Here is a 21204-nt window from a genome sequence, read left to right as displayed (position 1 = left end):
CTGATGCGCTCGATCGCGATGCCGAGCCTTAGCCAGAACACCGACAGCTTCGACAGGTTGTAGAGCCCGTTCGGCGAGGCGAAGGGCAGGCCGTTGTCGCTTCGGATCGCGGCTGGCAGGCCGCGCTCCCTGAACAGGCTCAGGAAGGCCTCGATGACGGGCAGTTCCTTCGTGCTCTCGAGGGCTTCGCAGGTCAGGATCATGCGCGAGACCTGGTCGGTCACCGTCAGGGGGTAGCAATAGCGGCCATCGCCCAGCTTGAACTCGCCCTTGAAGTCGGCGCACCACAGATCGTTGGGCGCGGTGGCTCGCGACAGCGCCGTGCCCTCGGCCTTGCAGCGCCGCCGCTGACGGGCGCGGCTCACCAGGCCGTGGCGGTCGAGCACGGCATGCACCGTCGACTTGGCGGGAATGCGCATGTCGCCCGCCAGCCGGCGAACCAGCAGTTCCCTGATCTTCCTGGCGCCCCAGTGCGGCTTGCCCTTCTTCGTCTCCACGATCAGCCGCTCGATCTGGTCGGGCAACTGGTTGGCGTAGCGCACCGGCCGGCGCGAGCGGTCCGTCAGCGCCTCCAGCCCCTCCTGCCGGTAGCGGCCCCAGATCTTGTAGCCGGTCTTGCGCGATATGCCGAACGCCCGGCACACCTCGCTCATGCCCTCGCCGTCCAGAATACGGCCGACGAAACGAACCCGCTCGTCCATAACCGAACACTCCTTCCACGGCATCAACACCTCCCGCAAAGCGAAAAGTGTTACCCATGTGTCCGGTACAAAACGTCACCGATGTCTCGGGTCGTTCAAACAAAACTGGGCACTCCAGCCGGAGCCGCGCCCCGCCACCCATCACCAGCCGCTCCAGGACTGACCGCCGCCCGTGGATGCGGATTTCCGTGTCGTCGACCTCAACCTGGCCGATCAGTGAGCGGATATAAGCTCGCCTGAAAGGGATTTCCCCGTTCAGGACATTCGTTCGCATCACGTCAGCGAACGCAGCGATATTGTCCTCGGTGATGCGCACACTTGGCCGCATCGCCGAAACGGCCCGGTCGAACGCGACCTGTGCGATGTCGCGCTCGGTTTTCACCACTCCAATACGGTCGTTGAGCGTCGCGTCGGATGGGTCGGCGATGCCGTTTTCAATCGCGGCATAGAGCCTCCCCAGACGGTCCTGAGCGTCGGTGAGCTTTGCGCGCAACGCCGATAAGCGCGCGGAATAATCTTCATCCTTCGCCGACTGGCGTTCCATGATGCCTATGAGAAGCTTGCGGACCCGCTCAGGCGTGAGCAGCTGTTCGGCGAGGCGGTCGCTGACCAGCCGATCAAGCTTGTCCATAGGAATTGAACGGCCCTTGCAGGCGGCCTTCCCCTTCTGGGCGTATGTCGCACAAGTGTAGTACCGATACCGCCCGGATTTGCCGGTACGGAGCGTCATCCCGCCGCCGCAGCTTGCACATGTTGCGATGCCAGTCAGAAGGATTGGGCCTGTGACGACGCGTGGAGGCGTCGCCCTCGGATTCTTGGCCCGCAACATCGCCTGAAGCGCGTCGAATGTCGCAGTACCGCCAACTTGGCCTGAGCCTGTGCACAGGTTTCGAGATTATATAGGTGGCGGCCGTCAGCATATTCTATCTATCTGGGAATTAACGGGGGAGTTATGAATCCAACGACACTTAAGATAATCGCTGCCGTGCTTAGTCTTGTCGGCTCCGGTCTGCTCGCTTGGCGCGTCAAGGTATCCTTGAAGCCCTTGCCCTCGTGGTGAAGGCGCACGAGGGCAACATTCAGCAGCTGATGCGCTCATCCGGCGACATCTACAACCTCGCCAATTCAACCGAACATGTCGAGAAGGCACAGCATTATTGGCTCCTCGTGCTCGGGTTTCTCTGCCTGTTCGCGTCGGCGGCCCTTCAACTGACTTCGCTGCTCGTCGCATCATAGAGAGCCTGCGACGTTGCCTTCGCGGGAGGCCGGGCGACCGCGCAACTCGGACAGCTCTGCGGGCCGACACGACGCATTATGTTCCGATAAAAAGGGTCGCAGATCACTTCCGGGTGAAAGTGCGCAATGACCATCGCACCGGGAATGACCTCTCGCAGGCAGAACGTGAAATCCAGTTCCGGCACCCAATCCGGCCTGTTCACCTTGATCCGCGTCCATTCGCGTAACAGCTTTTCGGCAAGCTGTTCCCGTTCGTGCGATGTGACCATGCTTAGGGGCAGGTCGACCGCAAGAACGGTCGGAACCCCTCTCCGCCGAAGCGCCTCGTGGGCTTCAAACCCCAGGACGCATTGAATCCACTCGCTGCCGTAAAGCAGATAGTGGCCAGCGCTGTTCGTCAGGCCCCGGTCATCCATCACGAGATACAGCCTGCCCGTATCGCGCTCCGCGCTGTCAAAGTCATGGAGGCGTTGTTCAATAGCAGGGCGAAGACGAGCGAGCTGGTCCTCTTCCCTCACGATGCGCCGGACCTCATCGGCCAGCGTAGCCGGATCGTTCAGGACGATACCAGCTTGATGATAGCGGCCTGCATCCTCTGTGCGGCAGCCATGGTAGGTCCGCGCGGTCGAGACGGACAGGGCGTCAGCGAGATGTTGAACGACATATTCGACTTCGAAACGAAGGATGCGTTGCGTCTTTTTCAGCCAATCGGAATCGTCCCAGCAGATGTCCTGCTCACCCATCTGGTGCATGTGGCGGATGCCCCGCTCGTTCAGAAAAGGGCGGAGCCATCGGGAAACAGCCGAAGCCCAAGCCTTCGGCTGTTTCCAGTCGATAATCGCTTCCCGCCAGATTGCACTCATTCGCGCCCCCTTTTCAGCATTCTAGTCGAGTCGGGCGCGCTCCACCTCACAGTTCCTGCCCTGCGAAAATTATATAGCTCCTACAATTATATAGCAGTTCCCAGTTTCATCCTCTGGGGCGCGCCATTTTCCCGTCAATTGCCCTCTACAGTGCGATATTGCAGCCGATCACCGCACACCCGCCAACCGGCATGCGAAACCGCCGTTTCCATGTTACAGCGCGATAAAGTTCGAAGGCTGGCGACGGCAAATCCCGACCTCAATTCGACCGTTCCAACCTAACGTATAGTTCCCCGAAAGCTGCCTTTCGTGGAGCCTCAAGCTGTCTCCATCATCGGCGCGTCCCGGTTCGAGCGCCCGGAAAATGACGGGCTTGATGATGCATCGCCGACTGCGATGGCAAGATGGTCTGTGAGCGCGTTGTTCACCCCGCCCGCTCAGAAATCGCCGTTCCCGCCGCCCAGCCGGACGACCACGCCCACTGGAAATTGTAGCCGCCGAGCCAGCCGGTGACATCGACTACCTCGCCGATGAAATAGAGCCCCTCCACGGCTTTGGCTGCCATTGTCCGTGAATTCAGCCCGTCCGTGTCGACGCCACCAAGCGTCACCTCGGCTGTGCGGTAGCCTTCCGAGCCGATCGGAAACACCTCCCAATCTTGAAGGGTCGCGGCGATTGCGGCGAGTTTTCTATCGCTCGCCTCGCCGATCGGTCCGGTCCAGCCATGGGTTTCGGCGAGATGGAGTGCGAGGCGTTTGGGCAGGATGTCGCTGAGCACGGTTGAGATCGCACGGCGGCCGTTTTCTCGCTTGGCCGAGGCAAGCGAGGCACTGACGTCGTTGCCGGGCAGGAACGCGATGCGGATTGGCTGCCTTTCGCGCCAATAGGACGAGATTTGAAGGATCGCCGGCCCTGAAAGACCACGATGCGTGAAAAGCAATGCTTCCTCGAACGCCGTTTTGCCGCAGGAAACGCGCGCACTGGCCGCAACCCCCGCTATATCCCTGAAACCGGCGAGCACACCCTCTCCGAAGGTCAGCGGGACGAGCGCTGGTCGCGTTTCGGAAACAGCGAGTCCGAATTGTTCTGCGATCTGGTAGCCAAGGCCGGTCGCACCCATTTTCGGAATCGACTTGCCGCCGCAGGCGACGACGAAATGCCGGCAGCGGATCTTCGCCGCCCCATCGCCGCCGAGCGTGACGGTAAAGCCGCTCATGTCGCGCTCGATCGATTCGAGCGTGGTTCTCAACCGCAATTCGCACTTTACCTGGTTCATCTCTTCCAGAAGCATCGCGACGACCTGTTTCGCCGATGTATCGCAGAAGAGCTGGCCAAGCGTCTTCTCGTGCCAGGCGATGCCGTGCTTTTCGACGAGCGCGATGAAATCGTGCGGCGTGTAGCGACCAAGCGCCGACTTGGAGAAATGCGGGTTGTTGGAGATGAAGTTTTTCGCGCTTGTCCCGATATTGGTGAAATTGCAACGTCCGCCGCCGGAAATGCGGATCTTTTCGCCGGGTGCCTTCGCATGATCCACCACCAGCACACGGCCGCCGCGCGCAGCGGCATGGATCGCGCACATCAGGCCTGCCGCGCCCGCGCCGAGGATGACGGTATCGAAGGTTTCAAGCTGCATGGAACACAGCACTTGCCCGTGCACGTAAAAAGCAACGCACTGACAGGGCCAGCATCGCGGTCATCTGGAACATCGTGATTTCATCTCGCTGGCACCCGGATCGAAAAAACGTGGACAGCAAAGGGCTATGCTACGCATCGCCAGCGATCACAATCCCTGCAGGATCATGGCTGAACCAATCACTTTGCACCTCGGGGAGGGTGCTGTCTCCGAAGCGCTGCTGACGGACGCGCGTTCTCGACGGCTTCGTTGCTCATCGAGGCTGCTTTTGCCGCGGACTCATCCAAAACCTGCCGATCCGCAAACCACCCCAAAAGAGCCAATTGGCTTGAGCCTACAGTTGGAGGGCTATGGCGTAGACGTAGTTATCATCTTCGCCCGGCACTGCGCGCCAGTTTTCGCTTTTCCACAAGTCACCTGCGATCGCTTTTGATCGGCCGCTTGGCGCAATTGCGCCGGCAAGCGGGGCATTGTCATGTGGATCGGTTCAGCAAGAGCAACAGGGCGGCGGCCAGTGGGGCTGTTGCGAGTATCGCGAAGGCCATTGCGTAGGAGCCGGTGAGCCAGGCGAACGCTGCGAGGGTCAGTGGGCCGAGGACGACGCCGGAAAAGGTGAACATCAGCACGATCGCGGTCACGCCGCCCGCGTCGACGGCATCGACATGGCGCGTCGTGTCGGCGAGCAGCACGCCGTTCCACCCGACGGCCGTCACACCGAGGGCGAAGAGCACGGCGATGACGAATGCGGGGGGCGCGCCGATCGCCGTCGGCAACAGCCAGGTGATGGCCGTTGTGGCGATGCCGATGATGGCGAGCACGCCGAAACCGCCCGAGACCCGGTCGGCGATCGCGCCCCAAAGGACGCGGCCGATCACCCCGCCGAACTGGAGCGCCGCAGCGCCCGAGCCAGCCGCCACGAGGCTCCAGCCAAATTCGGATACCAGCATGACGACGCCATAGGACGCCAGTGCCAGCTGGATGGTGGAATAGAGAAAGCCGGTTGCCGCAAGGCTGCGGAGCGGCCGGCTTTTGAGGACCTGGCGCAGCGCTGCAAGCGGCGGGGAAGGTGCGGCGGCGCGCTCCGCCATGCGCTGGTCCCACACGCGGCGCAGCGGTTGAAGCGCGATCGCGATCAGCGTGATGGCCCCGGCGGTCAGGACGAAGGCGGCCTGCCAGCCGAAGACGGCGGACAAGAGCGGCAGCGCGAGCCCGGCGAGAATGCCGCCCAGCGGCACGGCGGTCTGCTTGATGGAGAAGACGAGATTGCGCCTTTGCGCCGTCGTGCTGCGCGCCAGCATCTCGGCGCCTGCCGGGTTTGTCAGGGCGTAGCCGCAGCCGATAAGGGCGGCGGCGAAGAAGAATGCGGGCAGGCCGCCCGCGGCGAGGGTGAATAGGCCGAGCGCCACGGCGGCGAGTGCCAGCTGCGAGGTGCGGACCGGGCCATTGCGCCGCAATACCGTGCCGGCGAAGACCGACATTGCCGTGGCAGTCAGGTAGACGAGGCTTGTCTGGATCCCGACCAGCCCCGGCGGAACGCCAAGTTCAAGAGCCGCGATGGGCGCGATCGTCGGCAGGGCGAAGACCGATACGCTTGCGAAGGCCTGAATGGCGAGCGCTGCGGCGAGCGTGCGCCCCAGCGGCGGCGGGCCGGATGTCAGATGTCCTTCGATCGCATCACCATGCGCTGCTGCGGCCTCTTCAGATGAAGGAACAACGATCCTGCCATCAACACCAGCCCGATGACGTCCGATAGAATGCCCGGAACGATCATGGCAAGGGCCGCGGCCCCCAGCGCCAGGCGCAGTGCCGGCTGGATCGCATGCTGGAAGTGGCCGATCGTCGCCAGCGACAATGTCGCAACGCCGATGGCCGCCGTCACGCTCACCAGCATGACCTCGGATATGTCGCCGTCCATCAGCAATACGGGATTGTCGATGAACAGGAAGGGGATGATGAACAGGCTGAGCGAGAGCATCACGGCATAGCCGGCGGTCGGGAAGACCTTGCCGCGGCTGATCGCGGTTGCCGCGAAGACCGCGGAGGCGACCGGCGGCGTGATCGCGGCGAGGCAGGCGAAGTAGTAGATGAAGAGGTGGGACGGCAGTTGCTGATAGCCGAGTTGGCCCAGCGGCGGGCCGAGAACGGCAGCGGCGATGGCATAGGCGGCGGGTGTCGGCATGCCCATCCCGAGCAGTATGGCGACGATCATCGTGAGGATCAGTGAAAGGATCGCGCTGTCCTGGCCAAGCGATACGATGATCTGCGACAGGGTCACGCCGAGACCGCTGAGATTGATGATCGCCACGATCAGCTGTGCCGCGGTGACGATCATCGCGATGTAGGCGATGGTATCGGCCGCGCGCGCGAAGGCGTCATAGATGGCAGGACCGAACCGGATGGGTGCGGCGTGCGTTTCGCCCTTTGCCGTTTTCTGACCGACGAGCCGCACCGCGAGTGTCTGCAGCGCGAAGAGCCCGATGGCGGCGACGATCGCCCAGAAGACCGCGTACTGGACCGTGTATCTTGCAAGGATGAAACCGATGAGCAGGCCGATCGGTACGAAGAGCGCAACCATGGCGGCAGGCGCGTAGGTTTCTGCGCGGCTCGGGATCATGTCTTCCGGCACGGGCTGAAGGCCGCGTTTGCCCGCAAAGAGCCAGACGGCGAAAAGGAGGCCGAGATAGAAGAGCGCCGAGGGGATGAGGGCCGCGGTTGCCACCTCGAGATAGGATATGCCGAGAAGTTCGGCGAGGAGGAACGCGCCGGGACCCATGATGGGCGGCATGAACTGGCCGCCGGTCGAGGCGACGGCCTCGATGGCGCCGGCCAGATTGCGCGAGAAGCCGAGCCGACGCATCAAGGGAATGGTCAGGACCCCGGTGCTCGTGACGTTGGCGACCGCGCTGCCATTGACCATGCCCATGAAGGCACTGCCGATGACGGCGACCATGCCGGCGCCGCCCTTCAGGCGGCCGCCGATCCGTATGGCGATGTTGATGAATGTGCGGCCGGCGCCGCCGGCATTCAGGATTTCGCCGAAAATCAGGAACAGCGCCACGACGCCGGCCGAAATGCCGATCAGCGAGCCGAAGACACCCTGGTTGCCGAGATAGAAACTGTAGATGAGGCGGTCGAAGCCGAGACCGCGATGGCCGAGCATGCCGGGGATGTATGGCCCGAGAACAGCATAGGCCAGGAAGATGGAAATGAGACCGACGAACACCCAGCCGAGCGCGCGGCGGATCGCCTCCATGAGACAGATGAAGAGCGCAAGTCCCAATGCACGCTGCAGCGGTTCGTTGGTGAACCAGTTGGCGCCGACGATTTCGTCCGCATTGGCGATAAGGTAGCTGATCGCCGTCACCGTGACGGCGATCAGGGCAAGGTCGATGATGCGAAAGGGGGCGGGGAGCGGCCGCCATGCCACGATGAGCGTGATCGCGCCGGCGATATGGACGGCTCGCAGATCATGGGCCCCGGCATAGCCGAGGCCTGCGCCGAAGAGATGATAAAGCGCCCACAGGATCGCGAGCGGGACCAGCAGGCGGCCGATCGCGTCCTTTTGCGGGGCAGTCTCAACCTCGGGATCGCTCATCAGACAGCTCCTTGCGTGTCGGCGCCGTTATTCGGCGATCAAGCGGTCGGGAATGTCCGCACCGATCTCCTCCAGATACCGGACAACGCCGGCATGGAGCGGGGCGACGGCAGCCGACAGCGTCAGTTCGACGGCATCCACCTGGGCGGCCGGCGGATAGACATCGGTTGCCGCCTGCTTGCCTTCTTCCGAGAACACCGCCTTGGCGATCTGGTAGGCCGTTTCCTCGTCGAGGTTGGTCGTCGTGTTGATGCCGATCGCGGTCTGGATCGTCTCATAGCTGCCGCTTGCCGCGTCACCGTAATTGTCGCCGGCATCCGTTGTCGTGCCGCTGAAATAGGGGAAGGCTTCGGTCACGGCGGAGACCTGATCGGCATCGAAGGAAAGAATCCGGATCGGGCGCGAGGAATGTGCCTGCTGGATGTAACCGTCAGGGTGCAGGCCGCCCTTCACGAAGCCCTGGATGTTGCGGTTCTGATAGGCTTCCAGTGCATCGTTGCCCTCGGCGATCATAAGCTCCGGTTCGATCTCGATGCTGGCGAAGATGTTTTCGACCTGCGCTTCCGTCGATGTTCCCCTGCCGCCGGGATTGAAGGAGACGCCGGCGAGATCGGCGATGCTCTCGACCTCGCTGTCTGCAGCGACGACGAAATTGAGAGGCAGCGGCGCAAAGAAGAAGAGCGTGCGCAGAGTGTCCGCCGGCGCGCTGAAAGGGGCCTCGCCCTCGACGGCGGCGAAATCGCTCGATGTAACGGCAATGCCCATGTCGATCTCGTCGCGCAGAAGCGCTTCGGTCGAGACCTCGGCGCCGCCAAGTTCGCTGATGTTGATCGAGATGTCGTCGATCGTGTTCGACAGGTAGTTCGATATGCCGACCTGATAGGCATAGAACGAAGAGCTGCTGTGGGTTCCGCCCATCGTCAGACGCTGCTGGGCGGTTGCCGGTGCAGCCAAGGCTGCGACAAGGCCGCATGCCAAAAGAAGTGTTGTGTTGCGCTTCACGGTTTTTCTCCTCCCGTTGCCGGCTGCTCAGTACCTCCTCAGATGCTGTAGCAGCCTGTTGTAGGATGACCTCAAATCACCCCTTGCCATCTCGCCGTTCCCTGACAGGACAGCGTCGATCTCGCGGCCGATGAGGGCCTTCAAATGGTAGTGCCGGCGTCTTTCGGCGGTATCGCCGTTATCACGCGCATGGTGGTGTGCATCGATCGCGTCGCTGAGTTCGGCAATGCCGCTGCCATTCGCGGCGGTCATCACCACCGCAGGCGGCGAGGCGCTCTTGCGCGCGCCGACAATGCCGCGAATTTCGGCGGCCATTTGCCGTGCGGCGGGGTTTTCGGATTTCGTCACGACGAAGATATCCGCGATCTCGATGATGCCGGCCTTCATGGCCTGCACGGAGTCGCCAGCATCGGGCGGCACCACCAGGACCACCGTATCGACGAGTTCTCTGACATCGATCTCCGCCTGACCGATGCCGACGGTCTCCAAGAGGATTTCCTCGAAACGATGGCGCTCGAGAGTCGTCATGAGATCGACGACGTTGTCGCAAAGGCCATTTCTGGCGCCGCGGCTTGGCACGGAACGGATGAACAGCCGGGGCAGGTCGGCGATGGCATCCATACGGATGCGGTCGCCAAGGATCGAGCCGCCGCTCAACGGGCTTGTCGGATCGATGGCCAGCACCGCGACAGTCCTGTCCCGGTTCTTTTCCAGCCGGTGTGCCGCCAGGGCGCTGATCAGCGTGCTCTTGCCACCGCCCGGCGGGCCGGTGATCCCGATGCGGCGGGCAGACGCCGTGCTCGCATCGCCAATTTCCGCGAGCACGTCGCCGACCGGCGCGTTGACGACGCGGCTCAACTCCCTTGCGATGGCGCGGCGCGGAAACGGGTCGGTCATGGCACCGCCTTTGCCTTCGCGTCATCGAGGAATTGGGTGGAGTGCTCACCGAGAAGCGGCGGCGGACGATAGTCGACGGTATTGCCTTCGATCCGGATCGGACTCGCGATAAGGCGAAGGCTGTCGCCCATTGTCGGAATCTCCACCACCATGTCGCGCGATTTGGTCAGCGGACCGTCGAGCGCGTCAGGCAGATTCTCCACGGCGGCAATCACAAGGCCGAGTGGAGCCAGCCTCAACACCCAGTCGGCTGCGTCGCGCTCGGTCAGCCGTGCGGCGATGGAATCGATCACCAGATCACGGTTGGCCGAGCGCCCCTTCATCGTTGCAAAGCGGGGATCGCTCAGCCATTCGCTCTCGTCCAGCGCCTCGGCGAAGATGCGCCAGAACTTGTCATGCGTGATGAACAGGACAACGTAGCCGTCGCGGGTGGGGAACAGCTGTGCCGGCACGATATAGGGATGGCCACCGCCACGGACCCGTGAGGTGACGGCGCCGGCGTTGAGGTAGCTCGATGCCAGATAGTTGAGCTGGGAGAGCATCGTGTCGTGCATGGACACGTCGAGCTGGCCGCCCTTGCCCTCCACGAGCTTGGAGACGAGCGCAAGGGCGCCCATGATGCCGGCCGAATTGTCGACGGCCGAAAAACCCGGTTTCACGGGAGGGCCGTCCGGATCGCCGGTCATCATCATGACCCCGGTCATGGCCTGGATGACATAATCATAGGCCGGCGAATCCGAAAACGGTCCGTCCAGCCCATAGCCGGTGAGCGCGAGACAGGCGAGGCGCGGATTGACAGCGCGCAAGGCCTCGTAGGTCAGGCCGAGCTTCTTGATTGCCGAGGGCCGCAGGTTGGTGAAAAGACCATCGGCGGATTGCGCAAGGCGGTGCAGATCGTTGCGGCCCGCCTCGGTCGCCAGATCAAGAACGACGCTCTTCTTGCTGCGGTTCAGGCTGGCGAAATAGGCATTGTGCGGCCCGATCGCATGCGGGCTGATGTGGCGACCAATGTCGCCGTCCGGGCCTTCGACCTTGATGACGTCGGCGCCGAGATCGGCAAGCAGCATGCCGCAATACGGTCCGGCCAGCATGTGACCGACCTCGATGATGCGCTTTCCCGCGAGCGGACCCGGCAACTCAGCCCTCCGCCAGTTCTCTGTCGATCGCGCCTATCACGCTGTCGATCTTCATTTCGCTGGTGAAGACGCCGCACACGCCCGCCTTGAGGAGCGCTTCGTGATCCTCCACGGGGATCGTGCCGCCGACGAACACCTTGATGTCGCCGGCATCGGCCTCACGCAGCTTGGCGATGACATCCTCGACGAGTTCCTTGTGACTGCCGGAGAGAATCGACAGGCCAAGCATGTCGACGTCCTCTTCGACGGCGATGCGCACGATGTAGTCAGGCGTGCGGCGAAGCCCCGTGTAGATGACGTCGGCCCCCGCATCGCGGAGCGCCAGCGCGATCACCTTCGCACCGACGTCGTGGCCGTCGAGGCCGGGTTTTGCGATGAGAATTCGTTTTCTGGCAAGACTCATGGCTATCAAAACCTGATGGGTTCGCGGAACTCGCCCCATTCCTTCTTGAGCGCAGCAACCATCTCGCCAACGGTGGCGTAGGCGTGGCAGCACTCGACGAGGTAGGGCATGACGTTCTCGTCATCCTTGGCTGCTGCCTCCCCAAGGCGGGCAAGCGAGCGTTCGACGGCCGCATCGTCGCGGCTGTCGCGGACCTTCTGATACTTCTCCAGCACCTGACGCACGCCTTCGGGATCGAGCCGGAAGACTTCGCCGCTATCCTGGTCGCGCGTTGCGCGTTCGCCGAGATTGACACCCACGACCTTGCGCAGGCCGTCGTCGACCGCCTGTTTGCGCTCGCGGGCGCGCTCGGCGATCTGCGCCTGGAGATAGCCGTCCTCGATGGATTTCACGACGCCGCCATAGTCGTCGATGCCGCGCATGACCTTGAGGATTTCCTCTTCCATCCGGTCGGTCAGCCACTCGGCGTAGTAGCTGCCGCCGAGCGGATCGACGGTGCGCGCGACGCCGCTTTCATGGGCGACGATCTGCTGCGTCCTCAGCGCGATTTCGGCACTCGTCTCGGTCGGGATCTGAAAGGCCTCGTCGAAGGCGCAGGTGAAGATCGACTGTGCGCCACCCATCACGGCGGCAACCGTCTCGATGCCGACCCGCACGATGTTGTTATAGGGTTGCGCCGCCGTCAGGGAGGAGCCGCCGCACACGACCCCGAAGCGGAAATGCAAGGCTTTCTCGTCCGTTACGCCGAAACGTTCGGACAGGAGTTTGGCCCATATGCGCCGACCGGCACGGAACTTCGCAACTTCCTCGAAAAGATCCATATGGACGTAGAAGAAGAAGCTGAGACGCTTGGCGAAGGCGTTGACGTCGCCGCCGCGGCGCATGAATTCCTCGACATAAGCCAGGCCGTTGGCGAGTGTGTAGCCCATTTCCTCGACGGCGGTGGAGCCCGCGTCGCGTACATGGGCGCCGGCGATCGATATCGGATTGAAGCGCGGCGTCTGCTCGTTGGCATAGAGCACGCTGTCGGCGATCAGTCGCATGGACGGGCGAACGGGGAAGATCCAGGTGCCGCGCGCCACATACTCCTTGAGGATGTCGTTCTGGATCGTGCCAGTCAGCTTCTCGCGCGCGACGCCCTTCTTGTCGGCCGCAGCCAGATAGAGTGCATAGACGATCGCCGCCGTTCCATTGATGGTGAAGGAGGTGGAAATCTTCGACAGATCGATCGAGTCGAACAGGATTTCGGCTTCGGCCAGATTGGATAGGGAGACGCCAACCTTGCCGATCTCCGATCTGGCGATCGGGTCGGTCGGATCGTAGCCGCACTGGGTTGGCAGATCGAGCGCGACCGAGAGCCCAGTCTGGCCGCGATCGAGCAGAAAGCGGTAACGCTCATTGGTTGCCTCGGCCGTGCCGAAGCCGGAATATTGCCGGATCGTCCAGAGGCGGCCGCGGTAGCCGTTTGGAAAGATGCCGCGTGTGTAGGGGAACTCGCCCGGGCCGCTGCCGTCGGACACGGTCATCTCAGGCGTCACCGTGATGGGGACCTCGATGCCGGAAGGCGTCGTGCCGAGCGCATCGAACTGCGTCGCGGCTTGCTCGGTTTTCTTGGCAGCGGGGACGCTCATGCTCTTTTCGCCTTGTTGAGGATTGCGTCGACGGCCGCGTCGTGGTCCGGGTGGGCCCAGACCTCGCCGAAGCGGGCCGTTTCGATGCCATCCATGGTGTCGCGGCCCGCGTTTTTCGCTTCGATGGCGAGCGCCTTGAAGGCGCGCATAACCTGCGGGGCCTGGGAGAGCATCGGAGAGATGAAGCGGTCCATCGCCTCGTCCAACGTCTCGCTTTCGCCAGCCGCTGCATCGATGAGACCCATGGTGATGGCCTGTTCGGCGTCCAGCATCTCCGAACGGGCGAGCAGGCGGAGCGCCCGCGACGGACCGACGAGGCGCATCAGATCCACTCCGCCGCCCCAGGCGCTGGCGATCGCAAGTCTGCCTTGAATGAAGCCGATCCGCGCATGGGCGGCTGCGACGCGCATGTCGCAGGCGACGGCAAGTTCGGCCCCTCCGCCGAGCGCATCGCCGTTGAGGCCGGCGACCACCGGCACGGGAAAATCGCGGATGGCCTGAAGCGCATGCTTGGCATCGCGGGCCATCTCTTCGGCGGCCAGGTCGCCCTGGACTTCGGCGAGATCGCGAAGGTCGCCGCCGGCGGCAAAGCTTCGGTCGCCGGCGCTGGTGAGCAGCGCAAGTTTCAACGAATTATCCGCCGCGCTTTCGCGGAACGCTTCGCCGATCGCGGCGAGAAGGGACCGGCTGAGCGCATTCCGCTTTTCCGCGCGATCGATATGGACCCGCAGCACGCCATCTGCGCGCGTTACCTGCAATCCGGGTCTATCCATGCCGAACGCTCCTCCACATTCGAAATACGGAAAGAGTGTTTGGCATTTCGAATATATTGTGTCAAGCGCGGGGGATATGGAATAGCGGCTGCATCGCGTGTGGTGCGCAGCCAGGATGGACGATCCGCTGATCAAATCGGGGAGGCGGCGCGAAGGTCGGGGGTGGGCATTCGAAATGGAAAAAACTATTTTCTAAAATAGAATCGTTGGCACAGGTCGCGCGATCGGGCGGCGAGCTGCAGGATTGGAAGCGATGTCCAGAAGCACAGGACGCACATTGGACCTTTTCGAGGTTTTCGCACGCGAGCGCCGCCCGCTCAGTCTTTCCGAGCTGTCCAAGGCAATCGGCGTCGCGCCGTCCAGTTGCTTTTCCATCGTGAAGACGCTGAAAAGCCGTGGGTTTCTCTACGAGGTCGGCGAGCGCAAGGCGCTCTACCCGACGCGGCGCATGCTGGAGCGCTCGCTGGCGATCGCCGAGCACGAACCCCATCTCATGCAACTCGTGCCGGTGATGGAAACGCTGCGCGACGCGACGGGCGAGACCATCATTCTCGGTCGACGCCAGAGCAACGAGATCGTCTATCTCAAGGTCGTAGAAGGATTGCACACCGTGCGCTACACCGCGCAGGTGGGAGAGCTCAAGCCGATGCATTCCAGCGCGATCGGCAAGGTTGTTCTCGGCGCACTGGATCGGGCAGACCGTCTCGCGCTGATCGAAAAGCTGCCTTTGCGCCAGATGACCGACAACACGATATCCGATCGCGGTCGGCTCGTCGCGGATCTCGATGAGGGCATCGCGCGCGGCTATCAGATGACGCTGGGCGAAAACGTCGCCGACGTCGTGGCGATCGCCATGCCGGTCAAGATCGGCAACGACGAGTTCGGAATCTGCATCGCCGGCCCGCGCCATCGCATGGAGCCAAGACACGCCGAACTTGCCGCGATCATCGCCAGCACTCTTCAATCCTTCGCCTCGGGCAAGATGCGTGGGCGATCGTGAAGCCCTGACCGCGCGGCTGCCAACGAGAGAGAGTTTCAGGACCAACGCATGACAACATCAATGAACGATCCGCGCACTGCCGGCTGGACGATGCAGGCAGATGACGGCTTCGTCGGCCTTGTCGGCCCGTTCTGGACCCGCATGGTCGGCGAACACCCGGCCTACGGATTCCTTGCCGAGCCACGCCATGCCAACCTTTTGAATGTGGTCCAGGGCGGCATGCTGATGACCTTTGCCGACCGGGCGCTTGGACTGGAGGCCTGGAAGGCGGCAGGCGATACGCCGTGTGTGACCCTGCAGTTCAACACCCAGTTCATCGCGGCGGCGCCAATCGGCGCGTTCGTCGAAGTCGAACCGCGCGTCATCCGCATGACACGCAGCATGGTGTTTCTGGAAGGGCAGATCCTGGCCGACGGCACGCTGGTCGCTTCAGCGCAAGGGATCTGGAAAATCCTTCGCCAGCGCAGCTGAACGGTCTTCGAGCACGGCGCGCGAACTGGCTCAATCTTCACGAGCGCGCGTCGATCGCATCGGCGATATCGTCGGCCATCTTGAGCAGGCGCAGGATGACGGGAACGGCGACGGCGATGACCGAACGCTCGAGGCCGCGCGCCTTCTGTGCCTCGCGCACCTGGGCAGTGACGTCGGCGATCAGCGGAATGAAGCGTAGCGCCATCGACAGCGCGAGGCTCACCCTTGACGGGTCGACGCCGAAATGGCGCAGCGGCGCCAAACCGCGCTCCATCGCTGCCAGCATGGCCGATACCTGCGTCGTCAGCGTGACCAGCGACGCCAGGAGGATGAGGGTGGAGAGCCGGAGAGTGACGAGCGCGCCGGCCTGCCAGTCATTGAGCCATAGCTGAAGCGCGAAGATCAGCGCCAGCAACCAGAGCGCTGGCCGGATTTGAGCGATGAGCGTGCGCGCATCGAGGCCGGCAATCCGGTAGGCCACGCATACGAGCACCAGGATGCCAGCGATGTGGAACGGATTGGCGATGAGGAAAATCGCGGTGCCGGCGATGACAAGGCCCAGCAGCTTGGACCCGGCCGGCAGGCGATGGAGCACCGATTCGCCGTGACGGTATAGGCCGAGCATCACGACATCGCTGCCACATAACGGGCGAGCGCAGGGCCAGGCACGTCATCGGCCAGGATGCGGCCTTCATCGAAGACGAGGACCCGATCGTAGTCGCGGACCAGATCGAGATCGTGCGAAACGGTGATCACCGGCTGGTCGAGGCCAGCGATCACCTGTGCGACGTGGTTCCGGTTGCGCAGGTCGAGAAGTGTCGTCGGTTCGTCGAATACGATCACCTCCGGTTCCATGATCATGACGCCAGCGATGGCGAGCAACTGTTTCTGCCCGCCGCTGAGCGTCTGCGTCGAGCGCTCGCTCAGACCATCGAGGCCGAAGCGGGTGAGCACGGAGGCGATCCGCGCCTCTTTCTCGGCCCTGGGCAGATCCAGGCGCTTCAGCCCGAACGCGATGTCCTCCTTGACGATCGGATAGACGATCTGGTTGTCGGGATTCTGGAAGATGAAGCCGACCTTGCGGCGCACGGCCTTGCCATGATCGGCCGTGTCGAGCCCATCGACCGTCACCGTGCCCAGACTCGGGACGATGAGGCCGTTGAGGAGGCGGGCAAAAGTGCTCTTGCCCGAGCCATTGGCGCCGACGACGCCGATGCGGCGTTCGCTCAAGGCAAGATCGAGGTCCTCAAGAACCGGCCGCTCGTCGAACTGATGGGATACGCCGGCGAGGCGGATCATGCGCGATACCCTCCAGGGACCGTCAGGCCCTGGCCATCATCGGATAAGCGCGCCGCACGGTCATGGCCACGATCGTAGCAATGGCAACCTTGACCAGGTCGCCGGCGACAAACGGCGCGTTGGCCAGCAGGGCCTGCATGTAGCTCAGGTCGACGACCACCGCGACCCAGGCGGTGCCGATCAGATAGAGGGCGGGAATGCCGCCGATGAAGATGTACGCCGTCGCCTTCAACGCCGTCAGATTGCGCCAGTTGCGTTCGAAGAGCCAGCCGATCAGCCATGCGGAAATCGCCCAGCCGAGAAGGAAGCCGCCGGTCGGTCCGAGAAAGACACCGAAGCCGCCGCGTCCGCCGGCCAGGAGCGGCAGACCGGCCGCGACGAGGACCAGCAGAAGCGCCTGGGAGAGAAAGCCCTTGCGCGCGCCGATGATCGCACCCGCCAGCATCGGACCCATCGACTGTGCCGTGATCGGTACGCCGGTGAGCGGCAGCGTCACGGGCGGAAACAGGCCGAGCGCCGCTGTGAATGCTGCAAAAAGGGCGATATGCACAATGTCTCTGGTGCTCATGGGCTCTATCCTGTCGCTTCTTCGTCCTCGGCGGCGCGGGCCGCCCTGTCAAGGCAGGCGCCTAGCCCAACGGGCGCGGATTGGCAACGCCGGAGACACGGCGCGATCGCGTGCCGTCCTCGGCCCTTGCCGGTTGCGAGCGGATGCGGCACATGGCAGGGCGAGGACATCTGGTAGGAGGCACCGCATCCATGGCTCTGACGCTGCATGGTTATTTTCGTTCTTCAACGTCGCTGCGCGTGCGCGTTGCGCTGAACTACAAGGGGCTGGCGTATGAGCAGGTCACGCATCACCTGCGCAAGGGTGAGCACCGGACGGTGGATTACCTGGACGTCAATCCGCAGGGGCTGGTGCCCGCGCTGGTAACGGACACGGGCGTGACCCTCACGCAGTCGCCGGCGATCCTGGAGTGGCTGGAGGAAGCCCATCCCGAGCCGCCGCTGCTTCCCGGCGATATTCAAGGGCGGGCGCGGGTGCGCGCGCTGGCGGCTATGATCGGATGCGAAATCCATCCGCTGAACAATCTGCGGGTGCTGAATGCGCTCAAGACGCGCTTTGATGCCGACGATGACGCCGTGGCCGAATGGTTTCGTCACTGGGTGGGCGAAACATTCGCGCCGCTGGAAAGACGCCTTTCCAATGACGCGGAGACCGGGCGTTTTTGTCACGGCGACACGCCGACCCTGGCCGACGTCTACCTCTATGCCCAGGTGATCAACAATCGCCGCTTCGCAGTGCCGAGCGAGGTCTATCCGACCATCATGCGCATCTTCGCCGCGTGCGAGGAAAGCGAAGCCTTTGCGGCGGCGCGGCCGGAAAACCAGCCGGACGCGGAATGACCGGGGCGGCGCGGGCTAGGGCGATGAAGCCCATCGTCATCGCCGGCGGCGGCATCGGCGGTCTGGCCACCGCCGTCGGGCTGGCGCGCAAGGGGTTCCGGTCGATCGTGCTGGAAAAGGCCGCACGCCTCGGCGAGATCGGGGCAGGCATTCAGCTCGGCCCCAATGCCTTCCATGCGTTCGACTATCTCGGCGTCGGCGACGCGGCGCGGAAAATGGCCGTTTATATCGATGCGCTGCGCCTGATGGATGCGCTGTCGGGTGAGGAGATCACCCATATCGATCTGACCGAGCGCTTTCGCCAACGGTTTGGCAATCCGTATGCGGTGGTGCATCGGGGGGACCTGCACGGCGTATTCCTCAAGGCCTGCCGCGACAGCGATCTGGTGGAATTGCGCACATCGAGCGCGGTTGAAGGATACGAACACCGGCCGGACGGCGTGGCCGCGCGCCTTGCGGACGGGACGATTGTCGAGGGAGCGGGTCTCGTCGCGGCAGACGGACTGTGGTCGGCCATCCGCGGTCAGCTGGTTAGAGACGGCACACCGGTCGTTTCCGGCCACACGACCTATCGGTCCGTCATCCCGGTCGAACAGATGCCGGAGGATCTGCGCTGGAACGCGGCGACGCTTTGGGCCGGCCCGAAATGCCACATCGTCCATTATCCGCTGTCCGGCTGGAAGGTCTTCAACCTGGTCGTGACCTATCACAACGACGCGCCGGAGCCGGTTGCCGGACAGCCCGTCTCACGCGAGGCGGTGGAGCGCGGTTTCGAACACGTGCATCCAAGAGCGCGGCAGATCATCGAACACGGCCGCGACTGGAAGCTCTGGGTGCTGTGCGATCGTGCGCCGACCGATCGATGGGTCGACGGACGTGTCGTGTTGCTGGGCGACGCGGCGCACCCGATGCTGCAATATTTCGCCCAGGGCGCCTGCATGGCGATGGAAGATGCGGTCTGCCTTGCCGATGCCCTTTATGAAGCCTCGGGCGATTTCGAAACCGCCATCGCGCGCTATCAGGCGGCCCGTATCGACCGCACGACGAAGGTGCAGCTCCAGTCCCGCCTGATCGGCGAACACATCTACCACCCGGCCGGGGCGCATGCCCATTTGCGCAACACTGTCATGGCCGCCAAATCGCAAGACGAGTGGTATGACGCTGTGCAATGGCTTTATGGCGGCAGCGGCCTTGTCGGCGGCGTTCAGTCCGTCACCGGGCAGCGCCGCCGCGTTTGACCATTGCAGGGATATGCTGCGCCGTTATGATGCAAGACCATGCATGAATTTCTCACCGTCCGCGAAGTCGCCGATCTGCTGCGGATCAAGGAGCGCAAGCTCTACGATCTGACCTCGGAAGGCGCCTTGCCCGTCACCAAGGTCACCGGCAAGCTCATCTTTCCGCGCGATGCCCTGATGGCATGGCTGAGGCACAATACCGACTACGGCTCGGCCCTGCCTGCCCTGATGGCGCATCCGGCGGTCGTTGCGGGCAGTCACGATCCATTGCTCGACTGGGCGCTTCGCGCCTCCGGCAGCGAGCTTGCAACCTACTATGACGGCTCGGCGGATGGCCTGAAGCGGCTGAAAGCCGGCCAGGCCGTTGCCGCGGGTGTGCATTTTCACAGCGCGCAGGAGGGCACCGCGACGGTCGACCGGGTCTCGGCCGAAATGGTGCACGAGCCCGTGGTCCTCGTGGAATGGGCGCGACGCGTCCAGGGACTGATCATCAAGCCGGAACTGGCCGATGGCATCAGATCGATCGAGGATGTCGCCGGCCGGCGGGTGGTGTGCCGGCAGGCCGGCGCCGGCAGCGAAGCGCTCTTTTCCCTTCTCCTTGGGCAAGGCGGCGTGGATGAGAGCGACTTTACGAGATTGCCGGAAGTGGCACGCAGCCAGAGCGATCTTGCCGAAGCGGTGGCGCACGGCAGCGCCGATCTCGGATTCGGCATCGAAGCAGTCGCGCGTCAGCACAAGCTGGCTTTCGTACCGCTCGAGACCGAACGGTACGACCTGCTCGCGTGGCGGCGCGATTTCTGCGAGCCGCCGATGCAGCGATTGATGGACTTCACGCGGACCGCCGCCTTTGCCGAGCACGCCCGCCAGATGGGCGGCTACGATGTCGAGGCGACGGGCCGGATCATATATAACGGAGCTTGAAGGAGCACCCGATGAAGCTGAGTGCAAGGAATGTCCTGACGGGCACGGTCGTCGACGTGACGAAGGGCGCCGTCGCCGCCAAGGTCAAGATCGATATCGGGGGCGGTCATCACATCACCTCCACCGTCACCGTCGAGGCCGTCGAGGAACTGCGCCTGGAGAAAGGCAAGAGCGTCAGCGCCATCATCAAGGCATCCGACATCATTCTCGGAGCCGATTGAGACCATAGCCGAGGCGCGGCACGCATATCGTCGTAAGGTCAGCCAGTCTCGTCACCTCGATCCGCACGCCGTAGACCTCGCTCAGCCTTTCACCAGTCAGCGTCCCGCCCGCCGGGCCGTTTGCGAGAATGCGTCCGTTTCCCATGAGGACGGCGCGGTCGGCGACGGCCAGGGCGTGGTTCGGATCATGGGTCGAAAATAGGACTGTATAGCCATCCCTTGCCAATTTCGCGATCTCGTTGAGCACGACAATCTGGTTGCCGTAGTCAAGACTGGCGGTTGGTTCGTCGAGGACAAGCGCATGGGTATCCTGTACGAGCGCCCGAGCGATGAGCACCATCTGGCGCTGGCCGCCGGAGATTCTGGAATAGTCGCGGTCGGCTAGATGGCTGCAGCCAAGGTGGGCAAGGACCGCTTGGACGCGCTTACGGTCTTCAGATCCAGGTGCTTCGAATAAGCCCAGGCGCGCCTGGCGGCCCAGCATGACAACATCCGATACGGTGAACGGAAATGGTGGTGCATGCTGTTGCGGGACGGAGGCAAGGCGGCGGGCCCGTTCAGCCGGCGTCATCGTGTCGATTGGCATGCCCTCAACGCGGACGGAGCCGCACAGGATCGGAATGGCCCCGATCAGGGTCTTGAGCAAGGTGGTCTTGCCGCAGCCGTTCGGGCCGAGCAGGCAGGTGATGCTGCCGGCGGCCACGTCGAGTGCGATGTCGGTTGCCACCGGATGGCGACTGCCATAGCCGATCGATAGGCCGCGCGCTTCTATCATGC

22 protein-coding genes and 1 pseudogene are annotated in these 21204 nt (G+C 63.4%); 7 read left to right on the top strand and 16 right to left on the bottom strand.

The annotated features are described in order from the left end of the window. Together CN673_RS13455 and CN673_RS21335 are read right to left on the bottom strand one after the other, a co-directional pair. Positions 1–725: helix-turn-helix domain-containing protein (locus tag CN673_RS13455; protein ID WP_157928897.1), on the bottom strand; the 725-nt coding region annotated here is incomplete at its 3' end. A gap of 631 nt (positions 726–1356) precedes the next feature. Beyond that, positions 1357–1431 (bottom strand): annotated as a pseudogene (locus tag CN673_RS21335) (hypothetical protein); the annotation flags it as partial. 287 nt (positions 1432–1718) lie between these two features. Here CN673_RS21335 and CN673_RS13445 point away from each other — a divergent pair. Then, positions 1719–1937, top strand: coding sequence for a hypothetical protein (locus tag CN673_RS13445; protein WP_099866860.1), 219 nt, complete (start codon positions 1719–1721; stop codon positions 1935–1937). Here the strand turns inward: CN673_RS13445 and CN673_RS13440 are convergent. From CN673_RS13440 to CN673_RS13395, 10 genes are all read right to left on the bottom strand, one after another. Then, positions 1907–2800 (bottom strand): hypothetical protein, encoded by an 894-nt coding sequence (locus CN673_RS13440; RefSeq protein ID WP_099866859.1) that lies wholly within the window; start codon positions 2798–2800, stop codon positions 1907–1909. The genes CN673_RS13445 and CN673_RS13440 overlap by 31 nt on opposite strands. Before the next feature lie 424 nt (positions 2801–3224). After that, on the bottom strand, positions 3225–4433 hold the full coding sequence (locus tag CN673_RS13435; RefSeq protein ID WP_099866858.1) for a BaiN/RdsA family NAD(P)/FAD-dependent oxidoreductase: 1209 nt from the start codon (positions 4431–4433) through the stop codon (positions 3225–3227). A gap of 473 nt (positions 4434–4906) precedes the next feature. Further along, positions 4907–6040, bottom strand: coding sequence for an MFS transporter (locus CN673_RS13430; RefSeq protein WP_280951183.1), 1134 nt, complete (start codon positions 6038–6040; stop codon positions 4907–4909). 47 nt (positions 6041–6087) lie between these two features. Then, a complete protein-coding gene (locus tag CN673_RS13425) occupies positions 6088–8028 on the bottom strand; it encodes a TRAP transporter permease (RefSeq protein WP_099866856.1) in 1941 nt (646 codons plus the stop codon). 27 nt (positions 8029–8055) lie between these two features. Next, entirely contained in the window at positions 8056–9030 is a 975-nt protein-coding gene (locus CN673_RS13420; RefSeq protein ID WP_099866855.1) for a TAXI family TRAP transporter solute-binding subunit, read from the bottom strand. 27 nt (positions 9031–9057) lie between these two features. After that, positions 9058–9927: a GTP-binding protein gene (locus CN673_RS13415; protein ID WP_099866854.1), complete on the bottom strand. Its 870-nt coding sequence runs from the start codon at positions 9925–9927 to the stop codon at positions 9058–9060. Continuing rightward, entirely contained in the window at positions 9924–11063 is a 1140-nt protein-coding gene (locus CN673_RS13410; protein ID WP_099866853.1) for a CaiB/BaiF CoA transferase family protein, read from the bottom strand. The genes CN673_RS13415 and CN673_RS13410 overlap by 4 nt, the downstream gene beginning before the upstream one ends. A 1-nt stretch (position 11064) precedes the next feature. Next, positions 11065–11466 carry a cobalamin B12-binding domain-containing protein gene (locus CN673_RS13405; protein WP_099866852.1) on the bottom strand — a complete coding sequence of 134 codons (402 nt, stop codon included), beginning with the start codon at positions 11464–11466 and terminating at the stop codon, positions 11065–11067. Positions 11467–11471: 5 nt separating this feature from the next. Then, on the bottom strand, positions 11472–13097 hold the full coding sequence (locus CN673_RS13400) for an acyl-CoA mutase large subunit family protein (protein ID WP_099866851.1): 1626 nt from the start codon (positions 13095–13097) through the stop codon (positions 11472–11474). Further along, positions 13094–13870, bottom strand: a complete 777-nt coding sequence (locus tag CN673_RS13395; protein ID WP_099866850.1) for an enoyl-CoA hydratase/isomerase family protein — start codon at positions 13868–13870, stop codon at positions 13094–13096. The genes CN673_RS13400 and CN673_RS13395 overlap by 4 nt, the downstream gene beginning before the upstream one ends. 253 nt (positions 13871–14123) lie before the next feature. Between CN673_RS13395 and CN673_RS13390 the strand changes: the two genes are divergently transcribed. After that, a complete protein-coding gene (locus tag CN673_RS13390) occupies positions 14124–14870 on the top strand; it encodes an IclR family transcriptional regulator (protein WP_099866849.1) in 747 nt (248 codons plus the stop codon). Positions 14871–14918: 48 nt separating this feature from the next. Beyond that, positions 14919–15341, top strand: coding sequence for a PaaI family thioesterase (locus CN673_RS13385; RefSeq protein WP_198585993.1), 423 nt, complete (start codon positions 14919–14921; stop codon positions 15339–15341). Positions 15342–15378: 37 nt separating this feature from the next. Here the strand turns inward: CN673_RS13385 and CN673_RS13380 are convergent, their stop codons facing one another. From CN673_RS13380 to CN673_RS13370, 3 genes are read right to left on the bottom strand one after another with little or no spacing between them, the layout of a single operon-like run. Next, the gene (locus CN673_RS13380) at positions 15379–15966 is read right to left on the bottom strand and encodes an energy-coupling factor transporter transmembrane component T family protein (RefSeq protein ID WP_245409901.1); all 588 of its coding nucleotides are present in this window, start codon (positions 15964–15966) and stop codon (positions 15379–15381) included. Continuing rightward, positions 15966–16640, bottom strand: coding sequence for an energy-coupling factor ABC transporter ATP-binding protein (locus tag CN673_RS13375; protein WP_099866846.1), 675 nt, complete (start codon positions 16638–16640; stop codon positions 15966–15968). Before CN673_RS13375 ends, CN673_RS13380 begins: the two co-directional genes overlap by 1 nt. A gap of 22 nt (positions 16641–16662) precedes the next feature. After that, positions 16663–17208 carry a biotin transporter BioY gene (locus CN673_RS13370; RefSeq protein WP_099866845.1) on the bottom strand — a complete coding sequence of 182 codons (546 nt, stop codon included), beginning with the start codon at positions 17206–17208 and terminating at the stop codon, positions 16663–16665. Positions 17209–17399: 191 nt separating this feature from the next. Between CN673_RS13370 and maiA the strand changes: the two genes are divergently transcribed. Genes maiA through CN673_RS13350 form a run of 4 tightly spaced genes read left to right on the top strand, consistent with a single transcriptional unit; the run spans position 17400 to position 20427 of the window. Then, positions 17400–18047, top strand: a complete 648-nt coding sequence (maiA, locus tag CN673_RS13365; protein WP_099866844.1) for a maleylacetoacetate isomerase — start codon at positions 17400–17402, stop codon at positions 18045–18047. A 23-nt stretch (positions 18048–18070) separates the two neighbouring features. Then, positions 18071–19285 (top strand): 3-hydroxybenzoate 6-monooxygenase, encoded by a 1215-nt coding sequence (locus CN673_RS13360; protein WP_099866843.1) that lies wholly within the window; start codon positions 18071–18073, stop codon positions 19283–19285. A 39-nt stretch (positions 19286–19324) separates the two neighbouring features. Continuing rightward, entirely contained in the window at positions 19325–20206 is an 882-nt protein-coding gene (locus CN673_RS13355) for a substrate-binding domain-containing protein (RefSeq protein ID WP_099866842.1), read from the top strand. 11 nt (positions 20207–20217) lie between these two features. After that, positions 20218–20427 (top strand): TOBE domain-containing protein, encoded by a 210-nt coding sequence (locus CN673_RS13350; RefSeq protein ID WP_099866841.1) that lies wholly within the window; start codon positions 20218–20220, stop codon positions 20425–20427. Here the strand turns inward: CN673_RS13350 and CN673_RS13345 are convergent. Next, on the bottom strand, positions 20408–21202 hold the full coding sequence (locus CN673_RS13345; protein WP_198585999.1) for an ABC transporter ATP-binding protein: 795 nt from the start codon (positions 21200–21202) through the stop codon (positions 20408–20410). The genes CN673_RS13350 and CN673_RS13345 overlap by 20 nt on opposite strands. Between the last annotated feature and the right edge of the window lie 2 nt (positions 21203–21204).

The sequence above is a fragment of the Neopararhizobium haloflavum genome (assembly GCF_002750855.1).
In the GTDB taxonomy this organism is placed as follows: domain Bacteria; phylum Pseudomonadota; class Alphaproteobacteria; order Rhizobiales; family Rhizobiaceae; genus Georhizobium; species Georhizobium haloflavum.
This window is presented reverse-complemented; position numbering and strand designations above follow the sequence as displayed.

Bases quoted from the DNA above. Each gene is read 5' to 3' on its own strand.
- CN673_RS13440 (WP_099866859.1), bottom strand. From the start codon at position 2,800: ATGAGTGCAATCTGGCGGGAAGCGATTATCGACTGGAAACAGCCGAAG.
- CN673_RS13435 (WP_099866858.1), bottom strand. From the start codon at position 4,433: ATGCAGCTTGAAACCTTCGATACCGTCATCCTCGGCGCGGGCGCGGCA.
- CN673_RS13425 (WP_099866856.1), bottom strand. From the start codon at position 8,028: ATGAGCGATCCCGAGGTTGAGACTGCCCCGCAAAAGGACGCGATCGGC.
- CN673_RS13415 (WP_099866854.1), bottom strand. From the start codon at position 9,927: ATGACCGACCCGTTTCCGCGCCGCGCCATCGCAAGGGAGTTGAGCCGC.
- CN673_RS13405 (WP_099866852.1), bottom strand. From the start codon at position 11,466: ATGAGTCTTGCCAGAAAACGAATTCTCATCGCAAAACCCGGCCTCGAC.
- CN673_RS13400 (WP_099866851.1), bottom strand. From the start codon at position 13,097: ATGAGCGTCCCCGCTGCCAAGAAAACCGAGCAAGCCGCGACGCAGTTC.
- CN673_RS13395 (WP_099866850.1), bottom strand. From the start codon at position 13,870: ATGGATAGACCCGGATTGCAGGTAACGCGCGCAGATGGCGTGCTGCGG.
- CN673_RS13390 (WP_099866849.1), top strand. From the start codon at position 14,124: ATGTCCAGAAGCACAGGACGCACATTGGACCTTTTCGAGGTTTTCGCA.
- CN673_RS13385 (WP_198585993.1), top strand. From the start codon at position 14,919: ATGACAACATCAATGAACGATCCGCGCACTGCCGGCTGGACGATGCAG.
- CN673_RS13380 (WP_245409901.1), bottom strand. From the start codon at position 15,966: ATGCTCGGCCTATACCGTCACGGCGAATCGGTGCTCCATCGCCTGCCG.
- CN673_RS13375 (WP_099866846.1), bottom strand. From the start codon at position 16,640: ATGATCCGCCTCGCCGGCGTATCCCATCAGTTCGACGAGCGGCCGGTT.
- CN673_RS13370 (WP_099866845.1), bottom strand. From the start codon at position 17,208: ATGAGCACCAGAGACATTGTGCATATCGCCCTTTTTGCAGCATTCACA.
- maiA (WP_099866844.1), top strand. From the start codon at position 17,400: ATGGCTCTGACGCTGCATGGTTATTTTCGTTCTTCAACGTCGCTGCGC.
- CN673_RS13360 (WP_099866843.1), top strand. From the start codon at position 18,071: ATGAAGCCCATCGTCATCGCCGGCGGCGGCATCGGCGGTCTGGCCACC.
- CN673_RS13355 (WP_099866842.1), top strand. From the start codon at position 19,325: ATGCATGAATTTCTCACCGTCCGCGAAGTCGCCGATCTGCTGCGGATC.
- CN673_RS13350 (WP_099866841.1), top strand. From the start codon at position 20,218: ATGAAGCTGAGTGCAAGGAATGTCCTGACGGGCACGGTCGTCGACGTG.
- CN673_RS13345 (WP_198585999.1), bottom strand. From the start codon at position 21,202: ATGATAGAAGCGCGCGGCCTATCGATCGGCTATGGCAGTCGCCATCCG.